Origin of the sequence: Polynucleobacter meluiroseus (assembly GCF_900205755.1) — a bacterium.
Lineage (GTDB): Bacteria > Pseudomonadota > Gammaproteobacteria > Burkholderiales > Burkholderiaceae > Polynucleobacter > Polynucleobacter meluiroseus.
In genome coordinates, this window is record NZ_OANS01000001.1 from 65237 (window position 1) to 85559 (window position 20323).

Genomic DNA, 20323 nt, shown 5'->3' on the forward strand with positions numbered 1-20323 from the left:
GCATGAGCAATACGCGTAAACTTATTTTTGAAGAAAACAAGCTCGAGAAAAAACTCTGCCGCTTAGTTGGCCAAGCTATTGGCGATTTCAACATGATTGAAAATGGCGACAAGGTCATGGTCTGTGTTTCTGGTGGCAAAGATAGTTACGCCATGCTCGATGTCTTATTAAAACTGCGCGAGCGTGCCCCCATTGATTTTGAAATCATTGCGGTTAATCTCGATCAAAAGCAACCAGAGTTTCCTGCGGAGATATTGCCAAACTATCTCAGTAGTTTAGGCGTGCCGTATCACATAGAAACCCAAGATACCTATAGCATCGTCAAGCGAGTGATTCCTGAAGGGAAAACAACTTGTGGTCTGTGCTCGCGTTTACGTCGAGGAATTTTGTATCGTGTCGCCGATGAATTGGGCGCTACCAAGATTGCCTTAGGTCATCATCGTGATGACATCCTTGAGACTTTATTGCTGAATATGTTCTTTGCGGGCAAGCTTAAGGGAATGCCCCCTAAGCTACGCTCAGATGATGGCAAGCATATGGTGATTCGTCCCCTAGCTTACGTACCGGAAAAGTTGCTGGAGCGGTATTCAAGTGATATGAACTTCCCTATCATTCCTTGCAATTTATGTGGCAGTCAGCCCAATTTGCAAAGGGGTGCCATGAAAGAAATGTTACGTGATTGGGAAAAGAAATTTCCTGGTAGGGTGGAGAATCTATTTCGCTCAATGCACCATATCGTGCCCTCCCATTTAATGGATAGAGAGGCTTTTGATTTCCAAAACCTAGAGGTCTCCACAGCTTTATCTGGAATTGCTGCTCGAGCTGGTGGCGATAAGGGTATCGACGAAAAAGAATTCGATGAATTAGTCTCCGGAACCCTTATTCAGGGTGCTTATAATATTTCCTTATGAATATTGTCATTTTGGCTGCCGGGCAAGGAAAGCGGATGAAGTCCGCCCTCCCCAAAGTATTACAAACCTTGGCAGGAAAACCTTTGCTTTCCCATGTATTGAGTACGGCTTTATCTTTACAGGGTAAGCAAACGAGCTCTGGCCCGATTGTGGTTATCGGTCATGGTGCGGCAGAGGTCAAGGCATTTCTTGAGGCGGCTGGTCAAGCTGATCCCGCTTTTGCAAGTGTCAAGACCGTACTGCAAGCTGAGCAAAAAGGGACTGGGCATGCCTTATTGCAAGCCCTGACTAAGTTAGACGTTAATGTGCCAACGTTAGTGCTCTACGGCGACGTACCCTTGACTGCTAAAAAGACACTCAGCAAATTGGCTAAATTAGCTGATGGTGCACGCGGACAAGATTCCGCCTTGGCCTTGCTCACACAGAACTTAAATGATCCCACTGGGTATGGCCGCATCATCAGAGGTGGAGATGGGTCGGTGCTGGAGATCGTTGAAGAGAAGGATGCAACGGCAGAGCAGAAGCGGATACTAGAAATTAACACCGGCATCATGGTATTGCCGACCGGCTCGCTCAAGAAATGGCTAAAAGCCTTAGGTGCAAGCAATGCCCAAGGTGAGTACTACTTGACGGATGTGATTGCCATGGCAGCAAAGGACGGCGTACCGATTCGGACGACTCAAGCCGATGCCGCATTTGAAACAGTAGGTGTGAACAGCCGCGATCAACTGGCGGCATTAGAACGAGTGCATCAACTGAACCTAGCGCAACAACTGATGGATAGTGGTGTAGCACTAGCAGATCCCGCGCGGATAGATGTCCGTGGCAGTTTGGAATGCGGTACGGACGTTTCTATCGACGTAGGTTGTATTTTTGAGGGGCGCGTTACCTTGGCCTCAGGAACAAAGATTGGTCCTTACTGTGTCATCCGCAATAGCGTGATTGATAAGGGCGTGGCAATTCATGCATTTAGTCATATTGATGGTGCACAAGTTGGAGCGAACTCTGTTATCGGCCCTTATGCACGCTTACGTCCTGGCGCAGATTTGGCGCAGGATGTTCATATTGGTAATTTTGTGGAAGTGAAGAACAGCACTATCGCTGCGCAGAGCAAAGCCAATCATTTAAGTTATGTGGGAGATTCCATTGTGGGCGCGCGCGTCAACATTGGCGCAGGAACGATTACTTGTAATTACGATGGCGTTAACAAACACCAAACGATTATTGAGGACGATGTTTTTATTGGCTCTGATACGCAGCTAGTTGCTCCAGTGCGTGTCGGCCGAGGTGCCACTTTGGGCGCTGGTACTACCTTAACGAAAGACGCGCCACCCAATCAGTTGACAGTTTCAAGAGCAAAACAAGTTTCTTTGGAGTGGCAAAGACCGATTAAAAAGACTGCTGCCAAAAAAGCCCAGAGCAAAAACGCGGTGAAGGCTAAAAAATAATGTGTGGAATTGTTGGTGCCGTATCCCAAAAAAATATTGTTGAAGTATTAGTCGAGGGCTTGCGTCGTCTTGAGTATCGCGGCTACGACTCATGCGGTTTTGCAGTGATGAATGGAGATGATTCGCAACATCTAATTGAGCGTGCGCGTACCACCGCTCGTGTCTCCGAATTAGCATCGCAAGGCAATGATTTTTACGGCACCTTGGGCATCGCCCACACACGCTGGGCAACCCACGGTAAACCCGATACTCAAAATGCCCATCCACATATTTCAGATGGCTTGATAGCTGTGGTTCACAACGGCATTATTGAAAACTATGAAGTACTTCGTGATGAGCTAAAGGCCCTTGGGTATATCTTCGCTTCAGAAACGGATACAGAGGTTATTGCACATTTGATTCACCGAGCTTATACCGAGACTAAGCAGGTCGATCTGGTTGCTGCAGTTCGATCGGTATTGCCGCGTTTACATGGCGCTTATGCGATCGGGGTTATTGCGCAAGATCAACCAGATATCTTGATTGGCGCGCGGGTTGGCTCACCCCTAGTTGTGGCGCTTGGTGATAATGAAAACTTCTTGGCGTCAGATGCTCTTGCCTTGGCGGGCCGAGCTCATTCCATGCTCTATTTGGAAGAAGGTGATGTCGCTGTGTTGCAAGCCAAAGGCATACAGATTATTGACGCATTCGGTCAGGTGGTGCAAAGAGCACATAAGCCCATGCCAGCCCAAGCGGATTCCGTTGATTTGGGCCCGTATCAGCATTACATGCAAAAAGAGATTTTTGAGCAGCCCCGCGCCATCAGCGATACCTTGGCAAATATTGCAAGCTTTGGACCAGAGCTCTTTAATGCCACTGCGCAGGAATGGCAAAAGTTTGATCAGGTTTTAATTCTTGCCTGTGGAACTAGTTACTACTCAGCTTGTGTAGCGAAATATTGGATAGAAGATCTTGCCGGCATACCTACACAGGTAGAAATCGCGAGTGAATATCGCTATCGAACTAGCGTGCCAAATCCCAAGACCTTGATTGTGGTTGTTTCTCAATCTGGTGAAACAGCGGACACCTTAGCCGCCTTACGCCATGCCCAGAGCTTAGGCCATGAGTTAACCTTGGCTATTTGCAATGTGGATAGTAGCGCCATGGTGCGTGAAACTCGCTGGAAATTTCTCACCAAAGCAGGCACTGAGATTGGGGTGGCATCTACTAAAGCGTTCACCACGCAATTAGTGGCTTTATATGTACTCGCTATCTCCCTGGCAAAACGGGCTGGCAGAATTACGCCAGAGCAAGAGAAGTCGCTGTTACGAGAATTGCGCCATTTACCAAAAGCCTTGCAAGCAGTTTTAGCTCTAGAGCCGCAGATCATTGCTTGGAGTACCCATTTTGCGAAATGGGAGAATGCGCTGTTTCTAGGACGCGGCATGCATTACCCCATTGCTTTAGAGGGCGCTCTGAAGTTAAAAGAAATTTCGTATATTCACGCGGAAGCCTATCCAGCAGGCGAGTTAAAACACGGCCCACTGGCCTTAGTCACGGAAAAAATGCCTGTAGTCACAGTCGCTCCTAAGGATGAATTGCTGGAAAAGCTCAAGTCGAATATGCAAGAAGTAAAAGCACGCGGCGGCAAGCTCTACGTCTTTGCTGACCATGACACCGAGATTGCAAGTAGTGAAGGCATTCAGGTCATCCGCCTGCCAGAACACTATGGCAATCTCTCGCCCATCTTGCACGTAGTGCCGCTACAACTCTTGGCCTATCACACGGCCTGTGCTTTGGGTACGGATGTTGATAAGCCAAGAAACTTAGCAAAAAGTGTGACCGTAGAGTAAGTAGATTGGCCTATTAAAAATTAAGCAAGAAAATCAGGGTGTTACAAAACCTTGTGTAGTGAATCTGTGTTCAAATGTCTTTTGTAGAAAAGGATATTTGCACTATTTCATGATTCACTCAATCATTTCCACAATTGCACGTCCGTACTGGCTTTCGCTGATTTTGGCAGGTCTGATTTCTGCATGTGCGGTGGGCCCTGATTTCAAGCAGCCCGAGCCACCAAAGACAAACTCTTATACTGAAAATCCACTTCCCCAAAAGTTGGTAACCACTCCCGGGATACCGGGTGGTGAAGTGCAGGAGTTTGCGCAGGGTGTTGATATCGCAGCGGATTGGTGGACTTTATATCATTCGCCCGAGTTGGATGCGCTGATTAAAAAAGCCTTGCAACAAAACCCCACTTTGGGTGCTGCTGATGCAGCACTGCGATCTGCCCAAGAAAATGTGAATGCACAAATTGGCGGGCAATATTTTCCCGCCATTGGTTTGAATGGCAGCGGTAGTCGCCAACAAGTACCTAATGCTGCGTTTGGTGTTCCCGGAAGTGGTACTAATATTTATAATCTCTACAACACTAACGTGAATGTGACCTACCGCCTGGATGTTTTCGGTGGTGCTCGTAGAACGGTGGAGAGTGCGCAGGCACAAGCCGAGTATCAGCAGTTTCTTTTAGAGGGTGCTTACCTTTCTCTTACCTCTAATATTGTTACTAGCGCTATCCAAGAGGCGGCATTACGTGCACAAATGCAATCCACCGCGGAGATACTAAAAGCGCAGACCAATCTTGCCAATCTCACTGAAAGTCAATTACTTATTGGTACGGTGTCGAAAGTGGATGTCACCTCCCAAAAAGCTTTAGTGGCTAACTCACAAGTTGATCTCTTTACCTATGAGCGTAATTTGGCCTTTGTACGCAATCAATTGGCGGTCTACACTGGCGAGTTACCCAGTAATGCCAACATCGCTAAATTTGATTTAAGCTCTTTGCGCTTGCCAGCAACCTTACCCTTGTCAGTGCCCTCCAGCTTAGTTAGGCAACGCCCTGATGTGCGTGCTGCAGAGGCAAGACTCAAAGCAACCAATGCCTTAGTCGGTGTTGCCACGGCCAATCTATTACCCCAAATCAACTTAAGCGCCAGTATCGGTTCGGAGGCTTTAAGCACTGGTGCCTTATTTGGCCCCAACGCGGCTTTGTGGTCTGTTGCGGGCGGTTTATTTCAGCCCCTGTTTCAGGGCGGGCAATTGCTGGCGCAACGACGTGGCGCCATGGCAAATTACGAGCAAGCGGTATATCAATATCAAGCCACTGTCTTAACTGCGTTTCAGGAGGTAGCTAATGCATTGCGTGCACTCGAAACTGGCGCGCAAGTTTTGAAGTCTGCTACAGATGCTGAACGCTATGCTTATGAAACATTGGATCTCGTTCAGCAACAATACAAATTGGGAACAGCAAGTTACTTATCTGTCCTCTATTACCAAAACCAGTATCAACTTGCTAAGGTGAAATCGGTTTCAGCTCAAGCAACCCGCTTTGCAGATACTGCCGCCTTATTTGCGGCCTTGGGCGGTGGCTGGTGGAATCGTACCGGACCTGCTTTTCAACCAAAAGACCTAGTTAACCAAAATCCCAAATGAAACTCCTCGAAACCATTAAAACCAAAATGATTGCAATCGCAGTTGCGCTTCAATCGTGGGCTTTAGCAAAAGCGCAAGAGTGGCAGCTGAATGAAAAATTGGCTGCCATATGGGGGAAGGTTAGCGCAACTTGGGCCGCTGTTGGTGGTCGCCTGCGTCTGCGCGAACGCGTCAGGAACAGCAAAGCCTATGCAAAATTACAGGCCATGACACCTTTACGCCGTCGCATGACTTTAATGCTTTGCGGCGTCTTTCTTTTACTCGGTCTAATCTTCGGCTTTAACCAATTAAAAACGGCTTTAATCAAGCATTTCATCTCTGGGGCAGGTTTACCACCAGCGTCGGTTTCCACTATGGTCATCGCCACCACAGAATGGCAGCCTAAATTATCTAGCGTTGGCAACGTGCGTGCATTCAGGGGCGTTGAGCTCAGCACGGAAATCAGTGGTTTAGTGCTGACGGTTCCCATCAAATCTGGCATGGATGTGAATGAAGGGGACTTATTAATCAAATTGAATGATGCCTCCGATGTAGCGCAACTCAACTCTTTAAAGGCCCAAGCTGCTTTGGCAAAGCTTATTAATGAGCGCGATAGACAGCAATTAGCCATTCAAGCGATTAGTAAAAATGTTTTCGATACCACCAAAGCAGATGCGCAATCGAAGCAAGCGCTAGTTGACCAGCAGATTGCCTTAGTTGCAAAAAAGAATCTGAAGGCACCCTTTAGCGGGCGCATAGGTATCGTGACGATTAATCCAGGTCAATACGTTAACCCTGGCGACAAGCTATTGACACTACAAACTTTGGATCCCATCTATGTGGATTTCAACTTACCCCAAAGTAATGCGGAGCAAGTGCAGGTTGGTCAAGAAATTGAAGTGACTACGGATGCATTTAAGGGGGCAAGCTTTACTGGAAAAATTACCGCAGTTAGTCCAAAGGTAGATACCGGCACGCGCAATATTTTGGTCGAAGCGCAACTAGCTAATCCTGACAAGAAAATCTTGCCAGGGATGTTTGCCAATGTGAATATCAATGTAGGTGGCCAAGTTGCATTTTTGACTCTGCCCCAAACAGCGGTGACCTATAACCCTTATGGATCCACTATTTTTATCGCGAAGCGAACCGATAAACTGGATAAGCAAGGCAACCCAGTCCTTGAAGCGCAACAAGTATTTGTTACGACGGGTCTGACTCGTGGCGATCAGGTTGCGATTCTTAAGGGTGTAGAGGCTGGCACCACGGTGGTCACTAGTGGTCAACTAAAATTGAAAAATGGCACACCATTAATTGTGAATAACAAAGTCCTGCCCGCAAATTCCCCCGATCCAAAGCCGCAGGAGTGAGTCTAAGATGAATTGGACTGATGTATTTATTCGCAAGCCAGTCTTGTCGCTGGTAGTAAGTGCGCTCGTTTTGGTTTTTGGTTTAAAAGCGATGGGCTCCTTGCCTGTCAATCAATATCCGCAAACTCAAAATGCGGTGGTGACCATTACTACCGCTTACTATGGCGCCGATCCTGAGACGATTGCAGGATTTATTACGCAGCCGCTAGAGTCTGCTATTGCGCAAGCTCAGGGAATTGACTATTTGTCATCAACGAGTGTCAGTGGTTTGTCTACTATCACCGCTACTCTGAAGTTGAACTATGACTCAAACGCGGCTTTGACACAAATACAGACACAGATTAGCTCGGTATCGAATCAGCTGCCTAAGCAAGCGCAACAACCCGTCTTGACAGTGCAAATTGGTCAGACCACGGATGCCATGTATTTAGGTTTCTACAGTAATGAGATCCCCAACAATGCAGTGACGGATTACCTGCTGCGCGTGGTTAAGCCCAAATTAGATGCGGTTGACGGTGTGCAAACTGCGGAAATTGTTGGCGGAAGAAAGTTTGCCTTACGCGCCTGGCTCGATCGTGCAAAGATGGCGGGTTTAGGTGTTGGTGCTGACGATGTAGCCAATGCCTTAACTGCCAATAATTACTTATCGGCGGTAGGTAGCACTAAGGGCGACATGGTGTCAGTCGATCTAGTTGCGGGTACTGATTTGCATTCTTTAGAGGGCTTCCGTAAGTTAGTAGTCAAGAGTGATGGGATCAATATTGTGTATTTAGAGCAGGTAGCCACCGTGACTCTAGGTTCAGAGGATTACAACACCAACGTGGCGTTTAGTGGCGTGCAATCTGTATTTATCGGTATTAAGGTTGCGCCTCAAGCGAACTTATTGGACGTGGCGCAAAAGGTCAGAGCTGCTGTTCCTGGGATTCAAAAGCAATTGCCAAATGGCTTAACAGGCAAAGTGGTTTACGACTCGACCCAATTCATCACGACTTCAATCGATGAGGTGGTGAAAACGTTGCTTGAGGCATTGTTGATCGTGACGGTAGTGATCTACCTCTTCTTAGGAAGCGCGCGTGCAGTGGCAGTACCTGTGATTGCGATGCCCCTGTCTTTGATTGGCACCTTCTTCCTGATGCAAGTACTTGGTTACTCGATTAACTTGCTCACGCTGCTATCCCTTGTTTTGGCAATTGGCTTGGTAGTTGATGACGCCATTATTGTGGTGGAGAACGTAGACCGCCATATGAAGGAAGGTAAATCACCACTGGAAGCCTCCTTGGTGGCTGCTCGTGAGTTGGGTGGTCCGATCTTGGCGATGACTGTAGTCTTGATCGCGGTTTACATTCCGATTGGTTTTCAGGGAGGCCTGACTGGCGCTCTCTTCACGGAGTTTGCGTTCACTTTGGCTAGCGCCGTGGCCGTTTCTGGCTTGATTGCGCTGACCCTCTCACCTATGATGTGCTCGCGCATCTTTACCGAGGCTCAAGAAGCATCTCCATTTGTTCAAAAGATTGATCGGATCTTTGACAAAGTACACCATAGTTACAAAAGCACTTTGCGAGAATTGCTCGGTACATGGCAGGTCATCATCGTGATGGGCGCACTTCTCCTGGGCGGGGTTGCCTACTTATATGCAACAGCACGTTCAGAGCTAGCTCCTACCGAAGATCAAGGAATTGTATTAATGCAGGCATTTGGGCCGCCAAATAGTACGGTGAATCAGATGCAGACTTATGCAGACCAGATCTATCAGCTTGCTAGTGTCGAGCCAGATTACGAGCAGGCTTTTCAGATTACTAGTCGCACCAGTAGTTTTGGTGGCATCTTGTTGAAGGACTGGAATAAGCGCACCTTAAACGCTTCGCAGTTTCAGCAGAAGATGCAGAACCAGTGGAATACCATTGCTGGCGCCAGAGTGGCGGCATTTCAATTTCCAGCCTTGCCTGGTGCGCAAGGTTTGCCAGTTCAGGTAGTCATTAATACCACCGAGTCTTACGAGCAGTTGAACGAAGTTTCCCAAGCTGTTTTAGATAAGGCGCGCAAGAGCGGCAATTTCTTTTTCGTTGATACCGATTTAAAAATCGATAAACCACAAGATGTTTTAGTGATTGATCGTGAAAAGGTCGCCGCTTTGGGAATGACGCAACAGCAAGTGGGCGCTGCGTTATCGGCTGCACTTGGAGGTGGCTACGTCAATTACTTCTCAGTTGCTGGACGTTCCTATCGCGTGATCCCGCAAGTTAAGCAAATTGATCGCCTCAATCCAGACCAAATTTTGGACTATTACATTCGTACACCGAGTGGACAAATGATTCAGGCAAGAACGATTGCTACCATTCAGCAAAAAGTCGTACCTCAATCAATTAACCATTTCCAGCAATTAAACTCGGCGACTATTTCAGGCGTGAGTACACCATTTATTTCACAAGCTGATTTGTTGGAGTTTATGCGCCAAACATTAAGTGAGGTTGCGCCCATTGGTTACAGCATGGACTATGCCGGACCATCGCGCCAGTTCATGGCGGAGTCTGGGGGATTCTTGGTCACCATGTTCTTTGCGATCTTGATCGTCTTTTTAGTATTGGCGGCGCAGTTTGAAAGCTTCCGTGATCCGATAGTCATTTTAGTTTCGGTGCCACTTGCATTATTTGGCGCACTCATTTTTATCAATCTTGGATTCACCACGCTCAATGTGTATACCCAGGTTGGTCTCGTAACTCTCATGGGCTTGATTAGTAAGCACGGTATTTTGATTGTGGAATTTGCTAACGAACAGCAAGCTAAGGGACTTAGTAAGCTCGAAGCCATTATTGAAGCATGCAGTGTGCGACTTCGGCCGATTTTGATGACTACTGCGGCGATGGTCTTAGGGGTGTTGCCTTTGGTGGTTGCTTCTGGGGCGGGGGCTGCTGGTCGCAAGTCGATGGGCATCGTGATCTTTACGGGATTATCGATTGGCACTCTCTTTACTTTATTTGTTGTGCCGGCGATGTATCTTTTCATTGGCGCAGATCACCACGCTAAGAAATTTAAAGAAGAATAAACCCGCTTTTTAATTCACGATATTCAGTTCTTTATCAGCTACGACAGTAAATTGCGTCTGCGCATAAAGGCGTTCCATCCAAGCGTCGATATTGGCCAGTTGTTTACGATCCCCAGTTCTTTCTGGGAAGAAGGTGTTCAATAAAAGCCAGCGATGCACGCAAAGAGCTAAAGCAATATCACCAATTTGAAACGTATTTCCAGAACAGTATTTTTGGTTCGCTAAATTTTGATCCAGTAGAGTCAGGCACTGATTCGTGTCTTGGTAGAGTTTTTTAATTAATACGTAGTCACGTTGATCTTCAGGGGTGCGAGTAAGCCCTAAAAAGACTATCCGCAGAGATGGCCATAAAGTGCTTAACTGCCAATCCAGCCATTTCTCTGAACCGAATTTGCTTGCAATATCAGTTGAGAACCGTTTCTTCTGATCATATTGTTGGGACAGATAGCGCATGATGGTATTGGACTCCCACAGCACGATGTCGCCATCCTCTAGGGTGGGTACTGTGCCGTTAGGATTGAGCGTCAAAAACTCTGGAGTGCGATTTTTCCCGAACTGGAGACCAGCATCAATGCGCTCAAAATCAACCCCCTCTTCAAGTCCAAGTTCAGCCAGACACCACAAGACTTTTTGAACGTTAATCGAATTCTTTCTACCCCATAAGCGCATCATTGGCGGCTCTTTCCGTAAGTGTATTAGGTGGGCGTTTCTTGCTGCTGCTCAAGCCCAAGAAACTGGCTATGGGCGTAAATCAGCGGTTGCCTATCGGGATGATTTTTAATTTGGAGAACTTTAGCCACAATAATGTTGTGATCGCCGCCCGTGTGCACGGAAACTGTTTCGCACTCGTAATAGGCAATGCAGCCTTCAATTTGCGTTAAGCCACTTGCCGAAACTGTATGAGGAATCGTTACAAATTGATTTTCTTTCACAGTTGCAAAATGCATCGCCATATCCGCTTGCGAACGCTCCAGCACATGAATGAGGTGTTGATAACCCACCTCAAAGTACGGCATTAAACGGGAGTGCTTTTTTAGGCTCCATAGGATCAGAGGGGGCTCTAGAGAAACCGTATTAAAAGAGCTGATGGTGATGCCGTGGGCTTGTTTCTCAGCATCAAGGCAGGTAATCACAGTAACGCCAGTAGCAAAAGAGGAAAAGCCTTTGCGCAACTCTTGCGGGGTAAAGGGGCTCATCTAGTCCTTTTCATGGGTTTTGAGACACGACTGGGCCAGACGCCAAGCTTTTAATAGTAGAATTTTTTTCATGAAAATAGACATAATCGGTATTGCTCGTTAGCATAAACCTATTGAGCAAGTACAGTAGGTTATTAGATTCTTTTAAAAAAGGTGAAACATGTTTAAAGCTATTTTAGTAAATAAAGATGAGCAGGGTTATCGCGCGGAATTGTCACAGGCTGAGGAAGCGAGCCTGCCAGAGGGCGACGTTACCGTCAAAGTGCTGTATTCCACTCTCAATTACAAAGATGGCTTAGCAATTACCGGCAAAGGCCCTGTAGTGCGCAGTTTTCCAATGGTGCCTGGTATCGACTTTGCGGGTGAAGTATTAGAAAGCAAGAGCTCAGACTTCAAGGTGGGCGACATGGTGATTCTCAATGGTTGGGGGGTTGGTGAAGGACATTGGGGTGGTTTGGCTCAGGTAGCCAGAGTGAAGTCTGAATGGCTCATTCCTTTGCCTAAAGACCTGACACCGAAGCAGGCCATGGCTATCGGTACCGCGGGTTACACCGCCATGTTGTGCATCATGGCATTACAAAAGCATGGTTTAAAGCCGAATGATGGCGAGGTATTGGTAACGGGTGCGGCAGGAGGTGTTGGTAGCTTTGCGATTGCGCTTTTGAGTAAGCTCGGCTTTAAAGTAGTGGCCAGTACAGGACGCATGGCAGAGGCGGATTACTTAAAGAAACTCGGCGCAACCGAAGTGATTGATCGAGCCACCTTATCAGTGCAAGGCAAGCCTTTAGCCAAAGAGCGTTGGGCTGCGGTGGTGGATAGTGTGGGTAGCCATACCCTAGCTAATGCATGTGCGCAAACGAAGAGTGACGGCGCAGTAGCGGCGTGCGGGCTTGCACAAGGCATGGACTTGCCGGCCAGTGTCGCGCCATTCATTTTGCGGGGTATCACCTTATACGGCATTAATAGCGTGACTGTGCCCCGCGCAAAACGGATTGCTGCTTACGAACAACTTAGTCAATTGGTCGATCTCAACACCTTAGAAGAGATCTCCCATGAAATTACCTTGGAAGAAGCTATCCCAGCTGCAGCGCAATTAATGGCTGGCGATCTACGAGGCCGAGTCGTCGTTGATGTAAATCGTTAAGACGGTCTGCGGCGCTGATTAAGGCGCCTAAGTCTTGGATTGTCGACTACGCGGTGCGGCCTTCTTGCGCGTTTTAGTGCTGGAGTCTGAGCTTTCAGACGTGCTTGTCGCCGCGCTACCTGCTGCGGAGACGGCATCACCAAAGGACTTCAGGGCCATCATCGTGGCGTACTGGACTTCTAAGCCCTGAATCGTTGACTTCAGAATATTCAGATTGAGGTTGAGCCAGCTCTCCACGCTTTTCAGATCCTTGATGCGTTTCTCTAATTCATCTGTATCTAAGCCTGGAAAGGCTGCGTTAAAGCCACCCGCTACCTTAGAGGGATCAGCACTAAATGGGAACTGCCCTGGCATCTGACCAGCGGCACCTTGACCCCACATGGTTTTAAACATTTCAAGGCTTTGATTGAATTCAGGCATGCTTGTAAACATAAAGGCTCCAGTCCAGATAAAAAGTCGTATTTACCAATAGAATAGGGGATTCTAGAGATGATTCCCGGTTTAGCAATGCAATTTAATGGTTTATCCCAGTCTTACACCCGCGGTCAGGCACTTCCTGAGCTTTTAAAGCAGCGCATTCTGATTTTGGATGGCGCCATGGGGACAATGATTCAGCAGTACAAACTGTCTGAAGCGGATTACCGCGGCCTACCCAAGAACACCCGTTTTGCTGACCACCCTGGTGATGTTAAAGGGAATAACGAGTTATTAGTTCTCACTCAGCCCCAAATTATTAGCAAGATCCATGAGGAATACCTTGAGGCGGGCGCGGACATTATCGAAACCAATACCTTCGGAGCGACCTCAATTGCTCAAGAAGATTACAAAATGGCGCCGTTGGCACGCGAGATGAATGAAGTCTCCGCGCGCTTAGCCCGTGCCGCTTGTGAAAAATTCAGCACTCCAGATAAACCCCGTTTTGCTGCCGGTGCGATTGGACCTACTCCCAAGACCGCAAGTATTTCTCCGGACGTCAATGATCCGGGTGCACGTAACGTCACTTTCGATGCCTTGCGTGCTTCTTATCGTGAGCAGATTGAAGGACTCTTTGCGGGTGGCGTGGATTTATTTTTGGTGGAGACGATTTTCGATACACTGAATGCCAAAGCGGCTCTCTTTGCTCTTGATGAATTTTTTGAGGAGACTGGCGAGCGCTTGCCAGTCATGATCTCTGGCACAGTAACCGATGCTTCTGGACGGATTTTGTCTGGTCAAACTGTCGAAGCTTTCTGGAATAGTTTGCGTCACATCAAGCCGCTGACATTTGGTCTGAACTGCGCACTCGGTGCAGCGCTGATGCGCCCCTATATTGCGGAGTTGTCTCGTATTTGTGATGTTGCTATTTCTTGTTATCCTAATGCGGGCTTGCCAAATCCAATGAGTGATACTGGCTTTGATGAAACCCCAGACATTACTTCAAGCTTGGTAGATGGTTTTGCTAAAGATGGTTTGGTAAATTTAGTTGGTGGATGTTGCGGCACTACTCCTGATCATATTCGGGAGATTGCCCGGGCGATGGCTAAGCGTCAACCACGCCCCTTTTATCGTGAAGCTAACGAGGCAAGTGCATGACCAAGCAAGTACTAACCCCCATGAAACTCTCGGGACTAGAGTCTTTTAATGTGACTCCTGATGTGCGCTTCGTCAACATCGGTGAGCGCACCAACGTGACGGGATCGAAAGCGTTCTCCCGCATGATTCTGAATAATCAGTTTGACGAAGCTTTAGTTGTCGCTCGTCAGCAGGTAGAAAACGGCGCTCAAGTTATTGATATCAATATGGATGAGGCCATGTTGGATTCAGAAGCGGCGATGACGCGCTTCTTGAACCTCATTGCCTCTGAACCGGATATTGCTCGGGTTCCCATCATGATTGACTCCTCTAAGTGGAGCGTGATTGAGGCGGGGTTGAAATGTGTTCAAGGTAAGCCGATTGTCAACTCCATCTCTCTCAAAGAGGGAGAGGAGCCCTTTAAAAAGCAAGCACGTTTAATACGACGCTATGGCGCAGCCAGTGTCGTGATGGCCTTTGATGAAGTAGGTCAAGCCGATACCTACGAACGTAAAACAGAAATTTGCCAGCGCTGCTATGACATTCTTGTTAATGAAGTGGGCTTTCCGGCTGAAGACATTATTTTTGATCCAAATATTTTTGCGATTGCCACTGGAATTGAAGAGCATGACAACTATGCCGTAGATTTTATTAATGCAACACGCTGGATTAAAGAACATCTTCCGGGCGCGAAAATTAGTGGCGGCGTCTCCAATGTGAGTTTCTCATTCCGGGGAAATGACCGGGTTCGTGAAGCTATTCATACCGTATTTTTGTATCACGCGATTCAGGCGGGTATGGATATGGGCATCGTGAATGCCGGCCAGTTGGGCGTGTATGCAGACTTAGATCCCGACCTGCGAGAGCGGGTTGAAGATGTCGTACTCAATCGTTTTAAAGAAAAAGAAGGCAAGACGCCAACCGAGCGCTTGCTCGATATTGCCGATCAATTTAAAGGTGGCGGTGCAAAGCAAGTAGAAAATCTGGTTTGGCGTGAAGCGCCAGTGCGTGAGCGCTTGACACACTCCTTGGTTCAGGGCATCACCTCGTTTATCGAAGAAGATACTGAAGAGCTCCGTGCGCAGATTATGGGTGATGGTGGCAGACCCATTGAGGTGATTGAAGGCCCGCTCATGGATGGCATGAATGTGGTGGGCGACTTATTCGGTGAAGGCAAAATGTTTTTACCGCAGGTCGTCAAAAGCGCTCGTGTGATGAAGCAAGCGGTAGCCGTATTAATTCCCTATATTGAAGAAGAGAAGCGTTTACATATCGCTTCTGGTGGTGAAGCCAAAGCCAAGGGCAAAATTATTATGGCGACGGTAAAGGGCGATGTGCATGACATTGGTAAAAACATTGTTACGGTTGTTCTGCAATGTAATAACTTTGAAGTCGCCAATATGGGCGTGATGGTGCCTTGTGCAGAAATTCTGAAAAGGGCTAAGGAAGAGAAAGCAGACATCGTCGGCCTTTCTGGATTGATTACACCCTCCCTTGAAGAAATGACCTATGTTGCTCAGGAGATGCAACGTGATGATTATTTCCGTGAGCGTCAAATTCCCTTGATGATTGGTGGAGCAACTACTTCACGCGTTCATACGGCTGTGAAAATCGCCCCTCACTACGATGGTCCGGTGGTGTATGTGCCCGACGCCTCCCGTTCCGTTTCAGTTGCTTCTAGTTTGCTGTCGGATGAAAGTGCCAAGAAATTTATTTCAGACTTGCGCGAAGACTATGCGCGTATTCGTGAACAGCATGCGAATAAAAAAGCGGCGCCCACCATTTCTTTGGCAGCTGCACGTAAAAATCGTGAGTTGATTGATTGGTCTGCTTACGTACCAGAAAAGCCCAAATTTATTGGTCGGCGGATCTTTAAAAATTACGCCTTGAGTGAAATAGCCAAGTACATTGACTGGACTCCTTTTTTCCAGACTTGGGACTTGGCGGGTAAGTTCCCCGCCATTCTTGATGACGAGATTGTGGGAGTGGAGTCGCGCAAGGTGTTTGAAGACGCAAAACTATTGCTCGATAAATTAATTAAAGGGCAGTGGTTACAAGCAGATGCGGTGGTCGCTTTTTATCCTGCTAACACGATCGGCGACGACATCGTTTTGTACACAGACGAGGCACGTGAACATCCCTTATTTGTTTGGCACAACTTGCGTCAGCAGGGTGAGCGCCCAGTTGTTGATGGTGCGCGCCGCCCTAATCGTTGCTTGGCAGATTATGTCGCACCAAAAGATACCGGAGTAGCAGATTATTTAGGTTGCTTCGCGGTCACCACGGGTCATGGCGTCGAAAAGAAAGTGGCGGAATTTCAGGCTAAACATGATGACTACAGTGCCATTATGTTGAAGGCCCTAGCCGATCGTTTAGCGGAAGCCTTCGCCGAACTGATGCACCATCGCGTACGAACTGATCTATGGGGTTATGCCACGGATGAAATTTTGACTAATGAGCAGATGGTAAATGAAGAGTACCGCGGGATTCGTCCGGCGCCTGGATACCCTGCTTGTCCTGCACATGAAGTCAAAAAGGATTTGTTGCGCGTCATTGGTTCAGAAGATATTGACATGACATTAACGGAATCGATGGCTATGAATCCCGCTTCAAGTGTGAGCGGTTTCTATTTAGCGCACCCTGATGCGCGCTATTTCAACGTCGGTAAGGTCATGCCAGATCAGATAGAAGACTTGGCTCAGCGTCGCGGTGACTCGCTGGAAGATGTGCGCCGCCAACTCGCAAGCTCAATCGATTAAGAGATTAAGTATCTTTGGGGCTTAAACACCCCAAAGAACTGGTTCACCTTTTTCTTTGGCTTGCTTCATGAGTTCGAGGAAGGGGTAGGCTCTTTGGCCCAACCTATCTGGCTGAGAAAGTTTTTTAACGTCTTGACCAGACGATGACTGAGCTTCTTTGCGCTCTTCTAAGTCCCTGAGGATGGCAGTTTCCAAGCGGGTAATGAATACGGGCAAGTGCTCAACGGTGAGAATGCCCCTTGGCTCTAAAGGGCAGTCCAGAATATCAAAAATCCGTTTGCTCAGGTCCGCTAGCATGATGACGTCAGGGCCCGCTTTGGAGCGAAATTGATAGATCATTTGCATAGCTTACCACCTGATAAACTCACTCATCTATGTTAGTAACTAATAAAAACCGCCTAATCACGATGTTGGGTAATGCACTCCAAGGCATCGCCCAAGAACGTGGCTTGGGAGAGCCTCTAGAGCCCCGCCTTGAGCGACCCAAGGCACTGGATCACGGAGATGTTGCCTGTAATGTCGCTCTACAACTATCCAAGGCGTGGAAACTCAATCCTAGAGAGTTGGCACAAGACCTGGTGCAACGTTTGCAGTTGCAGCCTGAATTTACGGATTTGATCGCCTCTTGCGAAATCGCTGGCCCTGGCTTTATTAATTTCCGTTTCAGTAACGCGGCTAAGGCAATGGTTGTCCAGGAGATTCTGACTGCGGGAGCGCAATTTGGTATGTTGGGACAAGGTTCGGGACCGGTAGCGCATGCCATGATTGAATTTGTTTCCGCCAATCCAACTGGACCATTGCACGTGGGGCATGGCCGACAGGCTGCTTTGGGGGACGCTCTCGCCAATTTGATCGCCACCCAAGGGATCGCAGTCCATCGTGAGTTTTATTACAACGATGCCGGGGTACAGATTGCCAATTTGGCCTTATCCGTTACCGCACGCTTACAGGGTCTTAAGCCGGGTGACGCGGCATGGCCAGAGCAAGCTTATAACGGTGAATATATTGCCGAGATTGCTACCGCTTTTAAAGCAACAGAGCAATCCAATGTAACGCGTTCTGAAGCAGAGCAACTTGAAGCAGTTCGACAGTTTGCGGTGGCCTACTTGCGCAATGAACAAGACATTGATCTGAAAATCTTTGGCGTAAAATTTGATTGCTACTACCTCGAGTCTTCCTTGTATACCGACGGCAGTGTGGCGCAAGTGGTAGAAGATCTCCAAAGTGCTGGCAAGACCTACGAATCCGAAGGCGCTCTTTGGTTAAAGACGACCGACGACGGCGATGATAAGGACCGAGTCATGCGCAAGTCTGACGGGACTTTTACTTACTTCGTGCCGGATGTCGCATATCACACCAGCAAGTGGCAGCGCGGCTTTGCGAAGGTCATTAATGTGCAAGGCAGTGATCACCATGGCACGATCGCTAGGGTGCGCTCAGGCCTGCAAGGAGTTGCCCAAAAACGGGGCTGGGACATCCCCAAGACCTACCCTGACTACATTTTGCATAAGATGGTCACAGTCATGCGTCATGGCGAGGAAGTCAAAATTTCCAAGCGCGCTGGATCGTATGTCACAGTGCGAGATTTGGTTGAGTGGTCAGGCGGCACCACTCCAGACATGACTCCTGAGGTGCGAGAGCAGTCATTACAACGGGGCCGTGATGCGGTACGTTTTTTCTTAATCTCTCGCAAAGCGGATACCGAGTTTGTGTTTGATGTGGATTTAGCGTTAAAGCAAAATGATGAGAACCCCGTGTTCTACATCCAATATGCACATGCGCGCATTTGCTCGATTCTGACGCAATGGGGCGGCCAAGTGGCTGACCTTAAATCAGCCGACCTTGGTTTATTACAAAGCAAAGCTTCCGATCATCTGTTGCGGCGTTTAGCTGAGTATCCTGAAGTATTGACCAATGCCGCAGAAGACCTTGCGCCCCATGCATTGGCCTTCTATTTACGGGACTTAGCAGGCGACTTCCATACTTTTTACAATGCAGATCGGGTTCTCGTGGATGATTTGGCATTGAAATTGGCTCGCCTGGCCTTGTTATCTGCTACTCGCCAAGTGCTTGAAAATGGTTTAAAAGTATTGGGTGTATCCGCACCCGCTAAGATGTAAGTCATAGGCTGCAGTAAACCGATAAAGTAATGATGTAGGATGGAACAAGGTGATCACAAATGAATCAAAAAAAGGGCTTCATTCGACGTACTAAGGCATCCAGCCCTGAATACGGCGGAACCATCATCGGCTTTATTGTCGGTTTGGCTGTTGGCTTGGGAGTTGCATTTTTGATCGCTTTTTATCTTTCTAAGCACACCCCCCAAGAGCGCCCTGGCATGCGCGCGCCGAGTTTTCCATTAACTCTGAAGTCAGCGCCCACTTCAGAGGAAGGTGCACCGGCAAGCCCTACGGCACCCTTAGATTTAAATAAACCTTTGCAAGGCAAGCAGGCCGCCACTCCAGTGGCGACAGCCGATCCAATCGGCGAGTTGCTAAACGGCAAAAAAGCACCTGAAACTGTCGCGACGCCCGCAGCCAAGGTTGAGGCGGTGTATTTCTTGCAGGTAGGGGCGTTTGCAAAACGCGTTGACGCAGATGGACAAAAGGCCAATTTAGCAATTCAGGGAATTCAGTCGCAATTAAGTGAGATATCGAACGACGGCAATACAGTCTGGAGAGTGCGCGTTGGCCCATTTGACAGTGCCGAAGAAAGCAACCCGATGCGCGATAAGTTAAATGCCATGGGTATCAAACCAACCGTTATTAAAGCGAATAAATCATGATTCTGTCCCCTAAAAAAATTCTCATGAGTTTGGCGGCGCTCGTGCTGTCACTTTCCTTCATGAGCAATATAGCTGCGCAGAGCCCTAAGATTGAAGAAGGTTTCGATTACCGCGTACTACCCATTCCTCAAGCAGTGGAAACCAAGAACAAGGTGGAGGTGATTGAATTCTTTTGGTATGGTTGCCCGCATTGTTATGACTTTGAACCTGAGCTGAGCGCATGGGCTAAGCGTCAACCTAAAGATGTGGTTTTTCGTAGAATTCCTGTAGCGTTTCGTGAAGACTTCATGCCTCATAGCCAATTGTTTTATACATTGGAGGCGCTAGGCAAGGGAGATGCCTTGAATGAAAAAGTCATGTACGCCATGCATAAAGAAAACAAACGTTTGCTGACTGAAAATGATATAGCTGAGTGGGCTGTGTCTCAAGGCATTGATCGCAATACGTTTTTGGCAACCTATCGCTCATTTGCAGTCACCTCTAAAGCCCGAGTAGCAGGCCAATTGGCCGAGGCATATCGTATTGATGGCGTACCAACAATTGTGATGCAAGGTCGCTACGTAACCTCGCCATCGATTGCTGGAACCAAGGCAAAAGCAATTTTGGTGATGGATTATTTAGAGCAAAAGATTCGTAAAGATAAATACAAATAAGACCCCCAAGAGCGTTGCC

16 protein-coding genes are annotated in these 20323 nt (G+C 47.9%); 12 read left to right on the top strand and 4 right to left on the bottom strand.

Going from position 1 to position 20323, the window contains the following annotated elements; all coding sequences use genetic code 11:
* The first annotated feature begins 2 nt into the window (after positions 1 to 2).
* The 6 genes from ttcA to CP950_RS00415 all read left to right on the top strand — a co-directional run bounded on the left by ttcA (position 3) and on the right by CP950_RS00415 (position 10216).
* Positions 3 to 911 carry a tRNA 2-thiocytidine(32) synthetase TtcA gene (gene ttcA, locus CP950_RS00390; protein WP_096671888.1) on the top strand — a complete coding sequence of 303 codons (909 nt, stop codon included), beginning with the start codon at positions 3 to 5 and terminating at the stop codon, positions 909 to 911.
* A complete protein-coding gene (gene glmU, locus CP950_RS00395; RefSeq protein ID WP_096671889.1) occupies positions 908 to 2359 on the top strand; it encodes a bifunctional UDP-N-acetylglucosamine diphosphorylase/glucosamine-1-phosphate N-acetyltransferase GlmU in 1452 nt (483 codons plus the stop codon). Before ttcA ends, glmU begins: the two co-directional genes overlap by 4 nt.
* Positions 2359 to 4191, top strand: a complete 1833-nt coding sequence (gene glmS, locus CP950_RS00400) for a glutamine--fructose-6-phosphate transaminase (isomerizing) (RefSeq protein WP_096671890.1) — start codon at positions 2359 to 2361, stop codon at positions 4189 to 4191. The genes glmU and glmS overlap by 1 nt, the downstream gene beginning before the upstream one ends.
* Before the next feature lie 109 nt (positions 4192 to 4300).
* The gene (locus tag CP950_RS00405; protein ID WP_096671891.1) at positions 4301 to 5827 is read left to right on the top strand and encodes an efflux transporter outer membrane subunit; all 1527 of its coding nucleotides are present in this window, start codon (positions 4301 to 4303) and stop codon (positions 5825 to 5827) included.
* A 206-nt stretch (positions 5828 to 6033) separates the two neighbouring features.
* The gene (locus tag CP950_RS00410) at positions 6034 to 7173 is read left to right on the top strand and encodes an efflux RND transporter periplasmic adaptor subunit (RefSeq protein ID WP_096672381.1); all 1140 of its coding nucleotides are present in this window, start codon (positions 6034 to 6036) and stop codon (positions 7171 to 7173) included.
* Between the two features lie 7 nt (positions 7174 to 7180).
* Entirely contained in the window at positions 7181 to 10216 is a 3036-nt protein-coding gene (locus CP950_RS00415) for an efflux RND transporter permease subunit (RefSeq protein WP_096671892.1), read from the top strand.
* Between the two features lie 9 nt (positions 10217 to 10225).
* Here the strand turns inward: CP950_RS00415 and CP950_RS00420 are convergent, their stop codons facing one another.
* Both CP950_RS00420 and CP950_RS00425 read right to left on the bottom strand, forming a co-directional pair.
* Positions 10226 to 10888, bottom strand: coding sequence for a glutathione S-transferase family protein (locus tag CP950_RS00420; protein ID WP_096671893.1), 663 nt, complete (start codon positions 10886 to 10888; stop codon positions 10226 to 10228).
* A gap of 23 nt (positions 10889 to 10911) precedes the next feature.
* Positions 10912 to 11412: a flavin reductase family protein gene (locus CP950_RS00425; protein WP_096671894.1), complete on the bottom strand. Its 501-nt coding sequence runs from the start codon at positions 11410 to 11412 to the stop codon at positions 10912 to 10914.
* 160 nt (positions 11413 to 11572) lie between these two features.
* Here CP950_RS00425 and acuI point away from each other — a divergent pair, with 160 nt between their 5' ends.
* Entirely contained in the window at positions 11573 to 12556 is a 984-nt protein-coding gene (gene acuI, locus CP950_RS00430) for an acrylyl-CoA reductase (NADPH) (RefSeq protein ID WP_096671895.1), read from the top strand.
* 27 nt (positions 12557 to 12583) lie between these two features.
* Here the strand turns inward: acuI and CP950_RS00435 are convergent, their stop codons facing one another.
* Positions 12584 to 12988 carry a PhaM family polyhydroxyalkanoate granule multifunctional regulatory protein gene (locus tag CP950_RS00435; protein WP_096671896.1) on the bottom strand — a complete coding sequence of 135 codons (405 nt, stop codon included), beginning with the start codon at positions 12986 to 12988 and terminating at the stop codon, positions 12584 to 12586.
* 75 nt (positions 12989 to 13063) lie between these two features.
* On the opposite strand from CP950_RS00435, the gene CP950_RS00440 reads away from it, so the two are divergent.
* Together CP950_RS00440 and metH are read left to right on the top strand one after the other, a co-directional pair.
* Positions 13064 to 14128 carry a homocysteine S-methyltransferase family protein gene (locus CP950_RS00440; RefSeq protein WP_096672382.1) on the top strand — a complete coding sequence of 355 codons (1065 nt, stop codon included), beginning with the start codon at positions 13064 to 13066 and terminating at the stop codon, positions 14126 to 14128.
* Positions 14125 to 16866, top strand: a complete 2742-nt coding sequence (metH, locus tag CP950_RS00445) for a methionine synthase (protein WP_096671897.1) — start codon at positions 14125 to 14127, stop codon at positions 16864 to 16866. Before CP950_RS00440 ends, metH begins: the two co-directional genes overlap by 4 nt.
* Positions 16867 to 16887: 21 nt before the next feature.
* On the opposite strand, the gene CP950_RS00450 is transcribed toward metH, so the two are convergent.
* The gene (locus tag CP950_RS00450; RefSeq protein ID WP_243391872.1) at positions 16888 to 17211 is read right to left on the bottom strand and encodes a DUF1840 domain-containing protein; all 324 of its coding nucleotides are present in this window, start codon (positions 17209 to 17211) and stop codon (positions 16888 to 16890) included.
* A 29-nt stretch (positions 17212 to 17240) separates the two neighbouring features.
* On the opposite strand from CP950_RS00450, the gene argS reads away from it, so the two are divergent.
* Genes argS through CP950_RS00465 form a run of 3 tightly spaced genes read left to right on the top strand, consistent with a single transcriptional unit; the run spans position 17241 to position 20304 of the window.
* Complete coding sequence (argS, locus tag CP950_RS00455; RefSeq protein ID WP_096671898.1) at positions 17241 to 18986, top strand: arginine--tRNA ligase; 1746 nt, start codon at positions 17241 to 17243, stop codon at positions 18984 to 18986.
* A gap of 59 nt (positions 18987 to 19045) precedes the next feature.
* On the top strand, positions 19046 to 19651 hold the full coding sequence (locus tag CP950_RS00460) for an SPOR domain-containing protein (protein WP_096671899.1): 606 nt from the start codon (positions 19046 to 19048) through the stop codon (positions 19649 to 19651).
* Positions 19648 to 20304 carry a thiol:disulfide interchange protein DsbA/DsbL gene (locus CP950_RS00465; RefSeq protein ID WP_096671900.1) on the top strand — a complete coding sequence of 219 codons (657 nt, stop codon included), beginning with the start codon at positions 19648 to 19650 and terminating at the stop codon, positions 20302 to 20304. Before CP950_RS00460 ends, CP950_RS00465 begins: the two co-directional genes overlap by 4 nt.
* Positions 20305 to 20323: the final 19 nt, after the last annotated feature.

Bases quoted from the DNA above. Each gene is read 5' to 3' on its own strand.
- ttcA (WP_096671888.1), top strand. From the start codon at position 3: ATGAGCAATACGCGTAAACTTATTTTTGAAGAAAACAAGCTCGAGAAA.
- glmU (WP_096671889.1), top strand. From the start codon at position 908: ATGAATATTGTCATTTTGGCTGCCGGGCAAGGAAAGCGGATGAAGTCC.
- glmS (WP_096671890.1), top strand. From the start codon at position 2,359: ATGTGTGGAATTGTTGGTGCCGTATCCCAAAAAAATATTGTTGAAGTA.
- CP950_RS00405 (WP_096671891.1), top strand. From the start codon at position 4,301: ATGATTCACTCAATCATTTCCACAATTGCACGTCCGTACTGGCTTTCG.
- CP950_RS00410 (WP_096672381.1), top strand. From the start codon at position 6,034: ATGACACCTTTACGCCGTCGCATGACTTTAATGCTTTGCGGCGTCTTT.
- CP950_RS00415 (WP_096671892.1), top strand. From the start codon at position 7,181: ATGAATTGGACTGATGTATTTATTCGCAAGCCAGTCTTGTCGCTGGTA.
- CP950_RS00420 (WP_096671893.1), bottom strand. From the start codon at position 10,888: ATGATGCGCTTATGGGGTAGAAAGAATTCGATTAACGTTCAAAAAGTC.
- CP950_RS00425 (WP_096671894.1), bottom strand. From the start codon at position 11,412: ATGAGCCCCTTTACCCCGCAAGAGTTGCGCAAAGGCTTTTCCTCTTTT.
- acuI (WP_096671895.1), top strand. From the start codon at position 11,573: ATGTTTAAAGCTATTTTAGTAAATAAAGATGAGCAGGGTTATCGCGCG.
- CP950_RS00435 (WP_096671896.1), bottom strand. From the start codon at position 12,988: ATGTTTACAAGCATGCCTGAATTCAATCAAAGCCTTGAAATGTTTAAA.
- CP950_RS00440 (WP_096672382.1), top strand. From the start codon at position 13,064: ATGCAATTTAATGGTTTATCCCAGTCTTACACCCGCGGTCAGGCACTT.
- metH (WP_096671897.1), top strand. From the start codon at position 14,125: ATGACCAAGCAAGTACTAACCCCCATGAAACTCTCGGGACTAGAGTCT.
- CP950_RS00450 (WP_243391872.1), bottom strand. From the start codon at position 17,211: ATGCAAATGATCTATCAATTTCGCTCCAAAGCGGGCCCTGACGTCATC.
- argS (WP_096671898.1), top strand. From the start codon at position 17,241: ATGTTAGTAACTAATAAAAACCGCCTAATCACGATGTTGGGTAATGCA.
- CP950_RS00460 (WP_096671899.1), top strand. From the start codon at position 19,046: ATGAATCAAAAAAAGGGCTTCATTCGACGTACTAAGGCATCCAGCCCT.
- CP950_RS00465 (WP_096671900.1), top strand. From the start codon at position 19,648: ATGATTCTGTCCCCTAAAAAAATTCTCATGAGTTTGGCGGCGCTCGTG.